Here is a 14,045-nt window from a genome sequence, read left to right as displayed (position 1 = left end):
CGAACCCGTCCGCGCGCGGTCACCCGCGCGTCGGACCCCCAGCAGAGAGCACAAGGGAGCACGTCATGACCATCACGCTCGTCACCGGCGGCAACAAGGGCCTCGGCCGCGAGACCGCCCGCCGTCTGATCAAGCTCGGCCACACCGTCTACATCGGTGCCCGGGACGCCGCCCGTGGACGGGAGGCCGCCGAGGAGCTCGGCGCGGAGCTGCTCATGCTCGACGTCACCGACGACGCCTCCGTCGCCGAGGCGGCGGAGGAACTGCGGCGCCGCGAGGGCCGGCTCGACGTGCTGGTGAACAACGCGGGCGTATACGAGGGCATGATCGGCCCCGAGGAGGCCTCAGGCGCCCACATGAGCGCCGTCCTCGGCGTCAACGTCGTGGGCCTGGTGCGTGTGACGCACGCCTTCCTCCCCCTCCTGGGCGAGTCCGCCGCGCCGGTCATCGTCAACGTCAGCAGCGGGCTCGGCTCCTTCGGCACGGTCCTCGACCCCGGGAAGAACGAGTCCCGGTACGTCACGCCCGTGTACTCCGCTTCGAAGGCGGCGGTGAACATGCTCACGGTGCAGTACGCCAAGGGCCTGCCCCACATCCGGGTCAACTCCGTCGAGCCGGGGTTCAGCGCCACCGACCTGCACGGCCTGAGCGGCCAGGGCATCCAGACACCCGAGGAGGGCGCCGAGGCGATCGTGCGCTACGCCACGGTCGGCCAGGACGGCCCGACCGGCACCTTCGGCGACCGGAGCGCGCCGCTTCCGTGGTGAACGCCGCGCCGGCCGGCCCGGCCGGCCCGGCCGGCGCGGAACGCGGAACCCCCGGGCGGTGGGGGCCGCCCGGGGGCACCCGCCCCGGCGCCGGTGAGCCCGGGCCTCCCGAGCCGTCCGCGGTCGTCCGGCCCTCGGACGGATACGAGGTCCGCGCGCCGCGCGCAGTAGCATGCGAAGGACGGCCCCGCCGCACGCACAGACCACCGATCCGGAGATACCGACGCGCACATGGTGACCATCGCCTACCAGGGAGAGCCCGGATCGAACTCGGCCGCCGCCGCCCGCAGGCTGTACCCCGACAGCCGTGAGCTGCCCTGCACGACCTTCGAGCAGGCGCTGGAGGCGGTGACGCTGAAGACCGCGGACCTGGCCGTGATCCCCGTGGACAACTCCGCCGCCGGCCGCGTCGCGGACGTCCACCACCTGCTGCCGGAGTCGGACCTCGCGATCATCGCGGAGTACTTCCTCCCGATCCGCTTCGACCTGATGGCCGTGCCCGGCGCCACGCTGGAGGACGTCGCCTTCGTCCGCAGCCATGTGCACGCCCTGGGGCAGTGTCGGAAGATCATCCGCGAGGGCGGCTGGCAGACGCTGGTCAGCGACGACACCGCCGGCGCCGCCCGCGAGATCGCCGAGCTCGGCGACCCGCGGCACGCGGCCCTCGCCCCGCCCGGTGCCGCGGAGCTGTACGGGCTAGAGGTGCTGCGCGGCGGCGTCGAGGACACCTCGGACAACACCACCCGCTTCGTCGTCCTCGCCCGCGACGCCGAGTTCCCGCCGGTCTCGGACACGCCGATGATGACCAGCCTGTTCTTCTCCGTGCGCAACATCCCGAGCGCGCTCTACAAGGCGCTCGGCGGCTTCTCCAGCAACGCGGTGAACCTCACCAAGATCGAGAGCTACCAGGTGGGCGCGGGGCTGAAGGCCAGCCGCTTCTACATCGAGATCGAGGGCCACCCGCAGGAGAGCAGCGTGGCGCTGGCCCTGGAGGAGCTGCGCTTCTTCTCCTCCGAGGTGCGGATCATGGGCGTCTACGCGGCGCATCCGCACCGCTCCCTGGACCACGGCTGACGCCGGTTCCGGCGCCCCGACGAGGCCCCTGCCGGTCGCACTGACCCGGGCGGGGCGCCCCGCGTCATGGTCCCGCGGGCACGTCGCCGCACGCACTGGATGCGCTTGCGGGCAGTGGGCGGGGCCCTTGCGCCCGCCCGGTCCTGCGCGAGCGCACCGCTCCGGCGCGGCCGCCGGTCTGCCGGAGCGGACCCGTATCCCTGACGCATCCCGCGCGGCCGCAGAGGGCGCGCCGCAGCCGTCACACCACCGCGTGGCGGGTTTCACCCCGACGGCCCACGCGTGTGACCCGGTCGGCACACGTGGCCGCGCCTGTCGCCGGGGAGCCGTGAACACTCAGGTGCCGTAGGGCCTCCGCCCAGAGCACCGAGGAAAGTGAGATACGGCATGGCGGCAACACTGGTTTCCCGCTCCCGGCGTCGCATACGTCGCGCCCACGTCGCTGCGGCCGGCTGCGCCCTCGCCCTGTGCGCGTCCGCCGCGGTCCCCGCCGCGGCCGACGGGGACACGACCGGGACGAAGCCGACGGTGGTCCTGATCCACGGGGCGTTCGCGGACGCCTCCAGCTGGAACGGGGTGATCGAGCGGCTCGAGGCCCACGGTTACCCCGTCATCGCCCCCGCCAACCCGCTGCGCGGGCTGTACAGCGACTCCGAGTACATCGCCTCTGTGCTGAAGAGCGTCAAGGGACCCATCGTCCTGGCCGGACACTCCTACGGCGGTGCGGTGATCAGTACGGCCGCGGCCGGGAACCCCCACGTGAAGTCGCTGGTCTACGTCTCGGCGCTGATGCCCGACGTCGGTGAGAGCGGGATGTCGCTGGGCGAGCGGTTCCCGAGTGCCCTCGGCACCGCCACCAGGTCCGTGCCGTACCGGGCGGGCGGCGGCGTGAGCGGTACTGACCTCTACCTCAAGCGCGACAAGGTGCACCCGGTGTTCGCCGCCTGCCTGCCGGCGAGCCAGGCGAACCTGCTGGGCGTCACCCAGCGGCCCGCGGCCACCACCGCGTTCTCGGAGAAGGCCAAGGTCGCGGCCTGGAAGACCATTCCGTCCTGGGCCCTCGTCGGCCGCCAGGACATGACCATCAACCCCGACCAGGAACGCTTCCAGGCGAAGCGCGCCCACTCCCACACCGTGGAGCTCGACACCTGCCACGTGTCACTGATCGCGCGGCCGGACGCCGTCGCCGACCTGATCCTCCAGGCCGCCACGGCCGCCGGGTCGTCCCCGGCGCTGGCGGACACCGGCTCCGGCGGGCGCGGGTCCGACGCCGGCGCTCTGGCCGGCCTGGCCGCGGGCGGGCTGATCGCCGGCGCGGGAGCCGTTCTCGGCGCCCGCCGGCTGCGGCGCCGCTTGGCCTGAGGGGCCTGCCCGCGGACCGCTCCGGCCGTCAGTGGCCGTGCCCTCCGGTACCGCCGCCGTCCGCGTCGGCATGTCCGTCGTCCGGACCGGCCGTGACCGTGAAGGCGGCGGTGCGGACCGTCCCCTTGTGCCTGAAGTCGAAGTAGAGCCGGTAGGTGCCCGCGCTCGGGGCCGTGGCGTCGAAGGAGACGTCCGGCCCGGGCGCGGTGGCGCCGTCGCCCGGGGCGCCGCCCGGGTGCACGTGCAGATACGCCAGGTCGCCGGCGCGCAGCGCGACCAGGTGGCCGTACGCGCCGAGGTACGGCTGCAGATCGGTGACCTCCCGGCCGTCCTTGGCCACCGTCAGCCGGAGCTCCCGCTCGGCGCCGGGCCGCAGGGACCCGCCGAGGGTGACGGTGTAGCCGTCCACGGTCGCCGTCCGGGCGGCCGGCGCGGGGGTGGCGGGCCGGTAGTCACCGGCCACGGAGAGGTCCGTGCCGAGCGTGAGGTTCCGGCCGCCCTCCACGGCGGGGGTGAAGTCGGCGAAGACCCGGTAGTCGCCGGCCCGGGGGAGGCTGACCGCGGTGCTCCACGTGCCGTCGGCGGCGCGGACGGGATGCAGATGGCGGTAGCCGGTCAGGTCGCGTGAGGCGAGGATCAGGTGCAGCTCCTTCTCATGGGCGCGCCGGTACGAGGTGAGCGGCCGGCCGTCGGTGTCGCGTATCAGGAAGCGCAGTTCGGCCGGGCGATCGGACGCGATGCGCGGCGTGAGCAGTTCGAGGGTGTAGCCCGCCTCGCTGACCGCCAGGCCGCCCGCGGGAGGCGCGGCCGATGCCTCGCCGGCGGTGTCGTCGTGCGCGTGCGCCGCCGCCGGCGCGTTCGCGCCGGCCGCCGGGGTGCGGACCGGGTCGAGGGCCGCGCCCACGCCGTAGGCGGTGCCGAAGGAGGCCGCCAGGACGACGGCGAACGTGGTGATCTTCGTTCCGGTGTTCAAGGGTGCTCCGTGGGTGCCGTTGCCGAGGTTCGCGTGCCGGGCGGGCACGGCACCCCAAAATATACCCCCAGGGGGTATATGCCAAGGCGTGCGGACGCCCATAGCGGATACCGGGCGGGGGTATGGCTGTCGGGTGTGCGTCACGCGGGCGTCAGGGCCTGCTCGGTCCAGATCGTCTTGCCGCGCGGATGGTGGCGGGTGCCCCACTGCTGGGCGAGCTGTGCCACCAGGAGCAGACCCCGCCCGCCCTCGTCGTACGTACGGGCACGACGCAGGTGCGGGGTGGTGTTGCTCGTGTCGGTGACCTCGGTGATGAGCGCCGTGGTGTTGTGGATCAGGCGTAGCCGGATGGGCGGCTTGCCGTAGCGGATGGCGTTGGTGACCAGTTCGCTGACGAGGAGTTCGGTGGTGAACGAGGTCTCCTCCAGGCCCCATGCCGTGAGCTGCGTCGTCGCGTGGTGGCGGGCCTGGGCGACGGTGGCGGGGTCGTCGGGCAGCTGCCAGGTGGCGATGTGATCCGGCGGCAGCGTGCGGGTCCGGGCGACCAGCAGGGCGATGTCGTCCGTCGGACGGTGCGTGATGAGGGTGGTCAGGACCCGGTCGCAGATCGCGTCCAGGGACCCCGCCGGGTGCGCGAGGGCGGTGAACATCTTGTCCAGGGACTGGTCGATGTCGTGGTGGTGCGGGTCCAGCAGCCCGTTGGTGTAGAGGGCGAGGACCGTCCCTTCGGGGAGGTTCGTGGTCATCGTCTCGAAGGGCAGCCCGCCCAGGCCCAGCGGGGGACCGGCGGGGACGTCCAGGAAGTGGACGGCGTGGTCGGGGGTCACCACGGCGGGCGGCGGGTGCCCGGCGCGGGCGAGGCTGCACTGGCGGGTCGTCGGGTCGTACACCGCGTACAGGCACGTGGTGCCGATCCCGCCCGCGGTCTCCGCGTCCTGGTCGTCCCCGGCGTCGTCGGAGCAGAGGTGGATCACCAGGTCGTCGAGGTGGGTGAGGAGTTCGTCCGGGGGCAGGTCCACGTCGGCGAGGGTGCGCACTGCGGTGCGCAGCCGGCCCATCGTGGCCGAGGCGCGGATGCCGTGCCCGACGACGTCGCCGACCACGAGCGCGACGCGGGTCCCGGACAGCGGGATCACGTCGAACCAGTCGCCGCCCACTCCGGCATGGGTCGTCGCGGGGAGGTAGCGCGTGGCGACGTCCAGGGCGGCCTGCTCGGGCAGGGTGTGCGGCAGCAGGCTGCGCTGCAGCGTCATCGTCGTCGTGCGCTCGCGGGCGTAGCGGCGGGCGTTGTGGATCGCGGTGGCCGCCCGGTGGGCGAGTCTGCCGGTCAGCGCGAGGTCGTCGGCGTTGAACGGGACGGGATTGCGGTGCCGGCTGAAGACCGCCAGCCCCAGGGTGCTGCCGCCGGCCGTGAGGGGGATCGCGATGACCGAGTGGGTGCCCGCCTCGCGGATCCAGGCGGCCCGCGGGTCCTGGGCGGCCCAGCGGGCGAGGGTGGCCTCGGTGATGTCGTACAGCGCGGCCTTCCCGGTGGCCAGCGTCTGCGCCGGAGGTGAGCCCGGGGGATAGGTCGCGGTGTCGCCGAGGGCGATCAGGGCCTCGGGCGTGCCGGGCAGGATGGACCTCGCGGCGGTGCGGGTCACGGTCACCGGACCGTCGGGGCCGGACGCCCGGGCGCGGGTGGAGGGCTCGATCAGGTCGACTGCGGCGTAGTCGGCGAGTTCTGGCACCACCAGGTCGGTGAGTTCCTGCGCGGTGCGGGTGGTGTCCAGGGTCGTGCCGATGCGGGTGGCCGCGTCGTGCAGGAGATGCGCACGGCGCCGGACCTCGGGGTCCTCGGCGGCCGGGTGGGTGGTGAGCACCACCCCGCGGACCGTCCCCGCCGGATCCGCGAGCGGGGTGAGCGTCGCCCGTAGGGCGTGCCTCGCGTCGGCGCCGTCCATCGCGCCCGTCCCGTCGCGCGCCCCGTCTTCGTCCCCGCGCCGGGTGTCCGGGCTTCCGTTGCGGCCGGCGGCGGTGGAGCCGTCCGCCGCGAAGGGCGCGGGGGCATGCTGAGGACGGCCGGTGGCCAGCACGCTCCGCATGTGCGTCTCCGTCTGCCGGGCGGTGTCACCGGGGGCGAGGTCGGCTGGTCGCAGGCCGCGCATCTCGGCCTCGCGCAGGCCCAGGGTGTCCTCGAAGGCCGCGTTGGCCCACGTCAGACGCAGGCCGGAGTCGAACACTGCCTGGGGGCACGGTGACTGCGCGAACGCCCAGCCGCGGACGGCGTCGTGGACCGGAGGGTCGCCCGAGGAGGCTGGGACCGCCGCGACGACGAGCCAGCCGCCCCCGTCGTGGCCGCCGCCGGCCCGGCCGGCCCCCGTGTCGTCGCCCTCGCCGTCGGTCCCGCGGTGGTGGGCGAGCACTCGCAGACGCAGGGTGTGTCCGTCGCGGTGGCGGAGCGCGAGCGTCCCGGCCCAGCGCGACGTGGAGGGCGGCGGGGCGTGCGGCGGGGGTCCGGCGAGGAGCAGCGTGGCGGGATGGCCGATGATCTCGGCGGGCGTGTGACCGAGCAAATGATGGGCCTGGGCGCTCCAGCCGGTGACGACCCCGTGGTCGTCGAGCGTGGCGGAGGCGGTGTAGGCGCTGCCGCCGTCGGCGCCCCGCGACTGCGGCTGTCCACCGGCGGCGGTGGGAAGTGGCTCCATGGCTGTCATCTCGCCCTCGCTAGGTTCCTTCCCCCGCTGGGGCGGGGGAACCGGGCTCGGCCGGGCCATCCACTGACCAGCATCGTGCCTGCGCAGAGCGAGCACCAACGCAGCGGACCCGCGTACCGGGCGGGCCGCCGGATGGCGCGCCGGGGCGTGAGAGCATCGCGGGCATGTTCCTGGAGACCTCCCGCCTGCGCGTGCGTCGCTTCCGCCCCGGTGACGCGCCCGCCCTGGCCGCGTACCGTTCCGACCCCGCCGTCGCCCGCTACCAGGGCTGGAGCGAACCGGTGTCCCGCGAGGAGGCCGCCGGCCTCGTCGCCGGCTTCGCCGCGGCGGATCCCGGGGAGCCCGGCTGGTTCCAGTACGCGGTGGAGCTCACCGCCACCGGCGAGCTGATCGGCGACATCGGCGTGCGCCTGCACGACAACCGGATGCAGGCCGACCTCGGCTTCACCCTCGCCCGGGCGCACCAGGGCCACGGCTACGCCACCGAGGCCGTCACCGCGCTGCTGGACCGGCTCTTCACCGAGGGCGGTCTGCACCGCGTGTCCGCCGAGTGCGACGCCCGCAACACCGCCTCCGCACGGCTGCTGGAACGCGTCGGGTTCCGGCTGGAGGGCCGCCGCCCGGCCCACTCCTGGATCAAGGGGGAATGGACCGACGACCTGCTGTTCGGTCTGCTCGCGGACGACCGGTAGCGGCGGCACGACCACTGCGGACCGGACGGGGAATGACGGAGTCCGCTTCGCGGTTGCACCAGGCGCGGGAGACCTGCCCCGGGGCTCCACGGGAACCGACGAGCGGTCCGGTCCCCACGGAGACCGCGGAGCAGGAGAACGGCCCCGCTCCGATTCGGCGCCGGCCTGGCCCCCTTCCCGGCCGGCGCCGATGGGGCGCTTGCGTGGCGAGCGGCGAGGGCGCGTCGGGGGCGGTGCCACACGGCGCCGGACGCGTACCGGACGCCCCGTCACACCCCCCGGTGCGACGCCGGGTTGAGCCCGGGTGGGTCAGTACGGGTCGCAGGAACGCCACGGCGGGTGTCTGATGGCATCAGCGGCCCGGGGCCCCGGAGTGGCCCCCGATGAAACGGCCCCGGGCCCGCTTCGTACGTCCCTGACCCACGCTTCCGGCCGACTCCGCTCCTTTGCAACGAATCTGACGGATCGTCATGCGGCGATGGGCTGCCGGGCCTCACTGATCGCCCAGGCGGCCGTGACGAGACCGATGTGGCTGAACGCCTGCGGGAAGTTGCCGAGCAGCTCACCGGTGGCCGGGTCGATCTCCTCCGCCAGGAGGCCCACGTCGTTGACGTACGCCGCCGCCCGGGCGAAGACGTCACTGGCCCGCTCGGCCCGGCCGGCCAGGGCCAGCGCCTGGGCCAGCCAGAAAGTGCACAGCAGGAAGGTGCCCTCCTCCCCGGCGAGGCCGTCCACCCCCTCCTCGGTGCGGTACCGGTAGACCAGACCCGCGTCATCGGTGAGGTCCCGCTCCGTCGCGTCGATGGTGGCGCGGACCCGCGGGTCGTCGGCGGGCAGGAAACCGACGATCGGCATCATCAGGTTCGACGCGTCGAGGGCGGTCGAGCCGAAGTACTGCGTGAAGGCACCCGCCTCCTCGCTCCAGCCCTCGCGCAGCACGGTCCGGTGGATCTCGTCCCGGGTCCTGCGCCAGGCCGCGACCTTCCCGCGGGGCGCGCCCAGAGGCCCGGCGAGTCTGATGGCCCGGTCCAGCGCCGTCCAGCACATGACCTTGGAGTACAGGAAGTGGCGGGGTTCGCCGCGGACCTCCCAGATGCCCTGGTCCTTCTCCGTCCAGCGCTCCGCCGCCGCGTCCGCGCAGGCGACGAGGAAGCGCCGGGTGTCGTCGTCGATGCGGTCCAACTGGTCGGCGAGGCGGTACGCGGCGTCGAGGAGCTCCCCGTAGACGTCGATCTGCTGCTGGCACCACGCCCCGTTGCCCACCCGCACCGGCCGGCTTTCCCGCCATCCCCGCAGGTGGGGCAGGGTGCGCTCGCTCAGATCGTGCTCGCCGCCCACGCCGAACATGATCTGCAGCGTCCGGTCCGCGCCCAGCGACGGCGCGGCGGTCGCCAGGAAGGCGAAGAAGTCGTGCGCCTCGTCGGGGCAGGCCGCCACCCACAAAGCCTCCATCGTCAGGCACGCGTCCCTGACCCAGGTGTAGCGGTAGTCCCAGTTGCGCTCGCCGCCCACGCCCTCCGGCAGCGAGGTGGTCGCCGCCGCGACGATGGCGCCGCTGGGCTGGAACGAGAGCGCCTGCAGCACCCGGCCGCTGTGGTGCACCAGGTCGCGCCAGGGCCCGTCGTACGCCTGGTGCACGTCCGACCACGACTGCCACGCGCCGATCGTGGCGTCCAGGCGGCCGGAGAGGTCCTCCTGCGTCCAGACGTGGGCCGGGGGCTCCTCCAGCGTCGAACGCTGCAGACCGAGGCAGACGGACTGCCCGGCCCGCAGGGTGAAGGCGCCGTGGGCCGTGGAGTCGGCGAAGTCCATGCGGTGCGCGGCGGTGAGCACCAGCCACTCGGCCCCGCCCCGCGACGTGACCCCGCCCTCGGTTTCGGACAGGATCGGCGCCACGAGACCGTACTCCGGGCGCGGACGGTACTCCGTCTCCATCGGCACCTCGCCCTCGGTGCAGGTCAGCCGGCGGGCCAGCAGGCGCGGCGCGCCGGCCCCGAGGCTGTGGGCGTCGCCGTCCGGGCCGGTCAGCAGCGCGTCCGTGAGCGTGACCGTCCCCGATCCGGTGCGGAAGGTCGTCTCCAGCACCATGGACCGGTCCACGTAGTGCCGCGTGGCCTCGTACGGGACCGAGGGCCGGACCGACCAGTGCCCTGCCGCGCCGTCCAGCAGTCGCGCGAAGACCGAGGGGCTGTCGAAACGGGGGAAGCACAACCAGTCGACCGAGCCGTCCCGGCTCACCAGCGCGGCCGAGTGCCGGTCGGAGATCAGTGCGTAGTCTGCGATCGCGGTCGAACTCATGGCTGCTCCCACGGACGGTGCCTTGGCGGACCGGCCGGCCGGCGCCGTACCCGGCGGGCATGTCGCACTCGGCGAAGGCCACACCTGGCGGCCGGAGTTCGGTCGCGACCGGCCCGATGTCCCCGGCCTGTCACGGCAGACCGGTCCCGCAGTCCGCGTCCATGCCTCCAGTGTGCCGCGGGAGGCGACGGCGACGGGTGTGCTGGGGTGTGCGGGGGTCCGCGGTGTTTGATTCGCCGGTCGGGGGGTGTGGGGGGATGCTGGTGTATATGGGTACGCGTGTTCCTGCGGATTCCGTGGTTCGGGCCGATCTGCCTGCGTGGTCGCCGATGCTGGCGGTGGCGGGGCCGTTGCCGGGGGCGGAGGCGGAGGCGGAGTACGGGTTCGAGCCGTTGTTCAACGGGGCGCGGGTGCTGGTGTATCTGCCGGGGGACGGGCGGGTGCGGTTGGTGTCGGGGATCGGGCAGGACGTGACGGCGGGGTATCCGGAGTTGGAGGGGTTGGCGGGGGTGTTGCCGCCGGGTCTGGTGGGGGTGCTGGACGGGGAGGTGGTGGCGTTGGGGAAGCATGGCGGGGTGTCGGTGGAGCGGTTGCAGCGGCGGATGAGTGTGCGGCATCCGGCGGCGGTGGCGGAGGCCGCGGCGGCGATGCCGGTGCAGTTGGTGGTGTACGACATCTTGCATCTGGGGGAGCCGGTGTTGCATTCGCCGTTCACGGCGCGGCGGGCGTTGCTGGATGATCTGGGGGTGTCGGGGCCGCATGTGGTGGTGCCGCCGTACTGGCCGGCGATGGCGAGTGAGGCGTTGCACTACATCCGGCAGGAGGGGTATGACGGGGTGGTGGCCAAGCGGTTGACCAGTACGTATCTGCCCGGTCGCCGCAGCCGTGACTGGATCAAGGTCAAGAACCTCCACGCCGACGGCACCTGACCCCGCCAACCCCTCTTCCGTTCCTGGTGACTCGGCGCGTTCGGCCTCACGCTCGACGCGTCCCTGGTGCCCCTCCGGCGCCGTCGTCGGCTTTCCGTCCGGTCACCGCGCGTGCGCTCGGGCTCGCAGTCCGAGTGCGATGGCGGTGCGCGTGAGTCCGGCGGTGCTGTGGATGCCGAGCTTGGCGCGGATGCGGCGGAGGGTCTCGCGTTCACGGGGGGCGAGTTCGGGGAGCCCGGTGCCGGTGTGGGCGGGGGGCGTGGCGGATGCGGGGCTGATGGGGGTGTCCTTCGGCGGGGCGGCTGTCGTGGCTGCTCGCGCCCGCGGAAGCGGCAGATGGATGTCCGGTCAGGGTGTTTTGCCCTATATCCATGACCTTCGCGCTGCGGCGTCTTCACCCTGTCCGCCGACCGTCACGGACGTGTCACGAGGCCAGGGGCTTGCCGGCCGTCCGGGGGCGAGGTACGCCGTCGACCGTCGTGCAGATGCCGTGGACCCGGCCGTGTCCCGTCCAGCCGTTGACGTGGCCCCGGTTGTTGCTGATCTGCACCCGGTTCCTGGCCGGGTCCACCGCGGACACCAGGTGCAGGTACACGGTGCCCGCGACGCGGGCGAGCACGATGTCGCCGACCTCGACCTTCGACGGGTCGACCGGGACGACGGTCACCTGCTGACGGCTGCGGATCAAGGGGACCATCGAGGATCCGCTGGGCCGGAACCGGACGCTCGCCCCGCCGGCCACCCTGCCCGCCACCGCGTCCAGTGCTCCCATGGGGCGATGGTGACCCGCTCCGCCCGGCAGGCCAACCGATTTTCCGCTCCCTCCCCGGCGGACCGTCCGGGGGCGCGACGGTCAGCGCGGGCTGCCTGCGGTGGGGCGCGGCGGCCCGAACCAGCCGCCCAGGAGCAGCGCTCCTTCCAGGCGGCGACCTGCGCCTCGGAGACCTGGTACTTCGCCGCCACCTCGGAACCGTGGTCGTCGCCGCCTGCCATGAGCACCACGATGCGGGCCTTGCCGGCGACGGAGAGCCGGTCCTCCGGCTTGTCCGGCAGGGCGCCGGAAGCGGCGCAGCCGGGCGCGGCGGCCGCGACGTGCGTGCCGGGCCTGGCCTCCCGTGCCGTGTCGGCGCCCCGATGGACGCCGTCACGTGAACACAGGGCGGGGCGGTCGGTGCCGGGGTGGGTCGGTTGGGCCGCTCCCGCGGTGCCGGCGGCGACCGCCAGGGCGGCCGTCACAGGGGCGACGGGGCGCCGCAGGGTGTGCCTGGGCATGGCAGGTGCTCCGTTCCGGGAGGTGGGGAGGTGGGGCCGGTGCGGAAGAGCGAAATCCGCCGAGCCGGCGGCGGGAGTTCCCCCCTCCCGATCCGGGGAGTCCGGCGATGTCTCCGGTAAGCCGTGCCGCCGCCCGGACGTCATGTCGCTGGATCCCGGGACGTGACAGAAGTGACGCCGATCCGGGCGCCGCCCGTCCGCGGGATCAGCCGGCGCGCCGGTAGTGGGCGGCGACGCCGGGCTGGCCGGTGTAGTTGGGGCCCGCGTCGGGGTCGGCGCCGACGTAGTGCAGGGGGAGCCGGACGGCGCGCGGGCCGGTGAGCGTGAGGCGGTGGTGGCGGGCGCTGTAGGCGAATCCCTCGGCCCGCAGGGCGGCCAGGGCGAACCGCCCGGCGGGAGCGCCGTCCGCCCAGCGGATCGCTGCGGGGTCGAGATGGGCGACGAGCAGGCCGCCGGGCCGGAGCCAGCCGGCGGCGCGGGCCAGCAGCCCGAGCCGGTCGCCGACGTAGTGGAGGCCGTGGACGCACGTGATCAGGTCGTACGGCGCGACCGGCTCCCAGTCCGCGACCGACGCGGTGACCAGGTCCACCGTGGGCGGCGGGGGCGCGACCGCCAGGGGCCTCACCAGGTCGACACCGGTGAGCCGCGCCGTCGCCGGCAGGCGGCCGGCGGCCTCCCGCAGGGCGAGCCCTTCCCCGCTGCACAGGTCGAGCCAGCGCGGTTCGGGGGTGCGGGAGAGCAGGTGGTCGGCCGGGTCGAAGCCGAGTTCGCGGGTGTAGCTGTTGGCGCCGGTCAGGCCCCGCTCGCGGTTCATGGTGCTGTTGGCGACGACGGAGGTGAGCTCGAGCCGGTGGTCGGGCAGCAGATCGGGCGAGGTCATCGGGCCATTCTCGGCTGCGATCCGGCGGATCCCCAAGCCGGTTGGGGGATGTGACGGCCGACTCTAATGCGCATCTGATATGCAAATTAACGCTAGGGTGAAGGCATGGACCTTCACCGCAGCAGACGTCATCCCGTGCGCACCGCCCGGAGCCGCCGCGAGCGGAGGGCCCGGTGAACGCCGGCGCCGTGTTGGCGCAGGTGGCCGCGGTCTTCGTATGGCTGGGGATGGTGCTCGGGATCTCGTTCCTGGAGGCCCCCCTCAAGTTCCGCGCCGAGGGGATCACCGTGCCCCTGGGCCTGGGCATCGGGCGGATCGTCTTCCGCGCGCTGAACCGCGTCGAGGCCGTGCTCGCGGCGATCGCCGCAGTGGCTGCGGCGTGGGAGGCGCCGGGGCCCGTCGCGCTGGGTCTGGGGGCAGGGGCCGTCGCCATGCTCCTCGTGCAACTGCTGGTGGTGCGGCCCTCGTTGAACCGCCGCACGGCCGCCGTCCTCGCGGGGGAGGGCGGACCGCGCAGCCGGGCCCATCTGCGGTACGTCGCGCTCGAGGTGGTCAAGGCGCTGTGCCTGGCCGGATGCGGTGCCGCGCTCGTCCTGGAGCGGCTGTGAGCGCGCCCGGGCCCGTGGCCGCGCAGGGCGGCGCGGGGCGCGACCTCGCGGACCGTACGGACGTCGAACGGCTGGTGACCGCCTTCTACCTCCGGGCCTTCGCCGACCCCCTGATCGGCCCGGTCTTCACCGAGGTGGCCCGGATGGACCTCGACGCGCACATGCCCGTCATGTGCGACTTCTGGGAATCGGTGCTGTTCGCGGCCGGCCGGTACCGGCGCAACGCGCTCGCCCCGCATCTGGCCCTGCACCGCATGGCCCCCCCCGGAGCACTTCGGCCGCTGGCTGGCGCTGTGGTCGCTGACGGTGGACGAACTCTTCCACGGTGAGAAGGCCGAACTCGCCAAGCTGCAGGCCGGGCGCATCGGGGGATCCCTCCAGCGCCGCCTGGCCGGCAGCGACGCCAGTGAGTACGTCACCATCCGCCGCCGTGAGGGCGGGGAGACCGTCTGAGCACGGCCGGATCCCAAGGCCCCGCGCGTCGCCGGGCAGCG

Annotated in this window: 14 protein-coding genes; 8 read left to right on the top strand and 6 right to left on the bottom strand. The window is 73.9% G+C overall.

From position 1 onward, the window contains the following. The first annotated feature begins 65 nt into the window (after window positions 1–65). From PV342_RS04980 to PV342_RS04970, 3 genes are all read left to right on the top strand, one after another. Complete coding sequence (locus PV342_RS04980) at window positions 66–767, top strand: SDR family NAD(P)-dependent oxidoreductase (protein ID WP_386995026.1); 702 nt, start codon at window positions 66–68, stop codon at window positions 765–767. A gap of 231 nt (window positions 768–998) precedes the next feature. Continuing rightward, entirely contained in the window at window positions 999–1,841 is an 843-nt protein-coding gene (locus PV342_RS04975; protein WP_361008442.1) for a prephenate dehydratase, read from the top strand. A 387-nt stretch (window positions 1,842–2,228) separates the two neighbouring features. After that, complete coding sequence (locus tag PV342_RS04970; protein WP_400801100.1) at window positions 2,229–3,203, top strand: alpha/beta fold hydrolase; 975 nt, start codon at window positions 2,229–2,231, stop codon at window positions 3,201–3,203. Between the two features lie 28 nt (window positions 3,204–3,231). Here PV342_RS04970 and PV342_RS04965 read toward each other — a convergent pair whose 3' ends face one another. After that, window positions 3,232–4,176, bottom strand: a complete 945-nt coding sequence (locus PV342_RS04965; RefSeq protein WP_500315899.1) for a DUF8832 domain-containing protein — start codon at window positions 4,174–4,176, stop codon at window positions 3,232–3,234. A 140-nt stretch (window positions 4,177–4,316) separates the two neighbouring features. Continuing rightward, complete coding sequence (locus PV342_RS04960; RefSeq protein ID WP_400801096.1) at window positions 4,317–6,863, bottom strand: SpoIIE family protein phosphatase; 2,547 nt, start codon at window positions 6,861–6,863, stop codon at window positions 4,317–4,319. Between the two features lie 173 nt (window positions 6,864–7,036). Here PV342_RS04960 and PV342_RS04955 point away from each other — a divergent pair, with 173 nt between their 5' ends. Then, on the top strand, window positions 7,037–7,564 hold the full coding sequence (locus tag PV342_RS04955; RefSeq protein ID WP_386995030.1) for a GNAT family N-acetyltransferase: 528 nt from the start codon (window positions 7,037–7,039) through the stop codon (window positions 7,562–7,564). Window positions 7,565–8,032: 468 nt separating this feature from the next. On the opposite strand, the gene PV342_RS04950 is transcribed toward PV342_RS04955, so the two are convergent. Then, window positions 8,033–9,862, bottom strand: a complete 1,830-nt coding sequence (locus PV342_RS04950) for a glycoside hydrolase family 15 protein (protein WP_449706602.1) — start codon at window positions 9,860–9,862, stop codon at window positions 8,033–8,035. Between the two features lie 257 nt (window positions 9,863–10,119). On the opposite strand from PV342_RS04950, the gene PV342_RS04945 reads away from it, so the two are divergent. Further along, the gene (locus PV342_RS04945) at window positions 10,120–10,791 is read left to right on the top strand and encodes an ATP-dependent DNA ligase (protein ID WP_400796942.1); all 672 of its coding nucleotides are present in this window, start codon (window positions 10,120–10,122) and stop codon (window positions 10,789–10,791) included. A gap of 424 nt (window positions 10,792–11,215) precedes the next feature. Here PV342_RS04945 and PV342_RS04940 read toward each other — a convergent pair whose 3' ends face one another. From PV342_RS04940 to PV342_RS04930, 3 genes are all read right to left on the bottom strand, one after another. Beyond that, a complete protein-coding gene (locus PV342_RS04940) occupies window positions 11,216–11,488 on the bottom strand; it encodes a S26 family signal peptidase (RefSeq protein WP_500315897.1) in 273 nt (90 codons plus the stop codon). Continuing rightward, window positions 11,476–12,063: a hypothetical protein gene (locus PV342_RS04935; protein ID WP_500315896.1), complete on the bottom strand. Its 588-nt coding sequence runs from the start codon at window positions 12,061–12,063 to the stop codon at window positions 11,476–11,478. Before PV342_RS04935 ends, PV342_RS04940 begins: the two co-directional genes overlap by 13 nt. Before the next feature lie 205 nt (window positions 12,064–12,268). After that, complete coding sequence (locus PV342_RS04930; protein ID WP_500315894.1) at window positions 12,269–12,943, bottom strand: class I SAM-dependent methyltransferase; 675 nt, start codon at window positions 12,941–12,943, stop codon at window positions 12,269–12,271. 173 nt (window positions 12,944–13,116) lie between these two features. On the opposite strand from PV342_RS04930, the gene PV342_RS04925 reads away from it, so the two are divergent. From PV342_RS04925 to PV342_RS04915, 3 genes are read left to right on the top strand one after another with little or no spacing between them, the layout of a single operon-like run. Next, window positions 13,117–13,551: a hypothetical protein gene (locus PV342_RS04925; protein ID WP_400801083.1), complete on the top strand. Its 435-nt coding sequence runs from the start codon at window positions 13,117–13,119 to the stop codon at window positions 13,549–13,551. Next, the gene (locus tag PV342_RS04920) at window positions 13,548–13,880 is read left to right on the top strand and encodes a group III truncated hemoglobin (RefSeq protein WP_500315892.1); all 333 of its coding nucleotides are present in this window, start codon (window positions 13,548–13,550) and stop codon (window positions 13,878–13,880) included. Before PV342_RS04925 ends, PV342_RS04920 begins: the two co-directional genes overlap by 4 nt. Continuing rightward, window positions 13,858–14,004 carry a hypothetical protein gene (locus tag PV342_RS04915; protein WP_500315891.1) on the top strand — a complete coding sequence of 49 codons (147 nt, stop codon included), beginning with the start codon at window positions 13,858–13,860 and terminating at the stop codon, window positions 14,002–14,004. Before PV342_RS04920 ends, PV342_RS04915 begins: the two co-directional genes overlap by 23 nt. Window positions 14,005–14,045: the final 41 nt, after the last annotated feature.

The sequence above is a fragment of the Streptomyces sp. PA03-3a genome, from assembly GCF_033792735.1.
GTDB lineage: Bacteria > Actinomycetota > Actinomycetes > Streptomycetales > Streptomycetaceae > Actinacidiphila.
The sequence above is the reverse complement of the archived record's forward strand: the minus strand, read 5'-3'. Positions and strand labels throughout refer to the sequence as shown.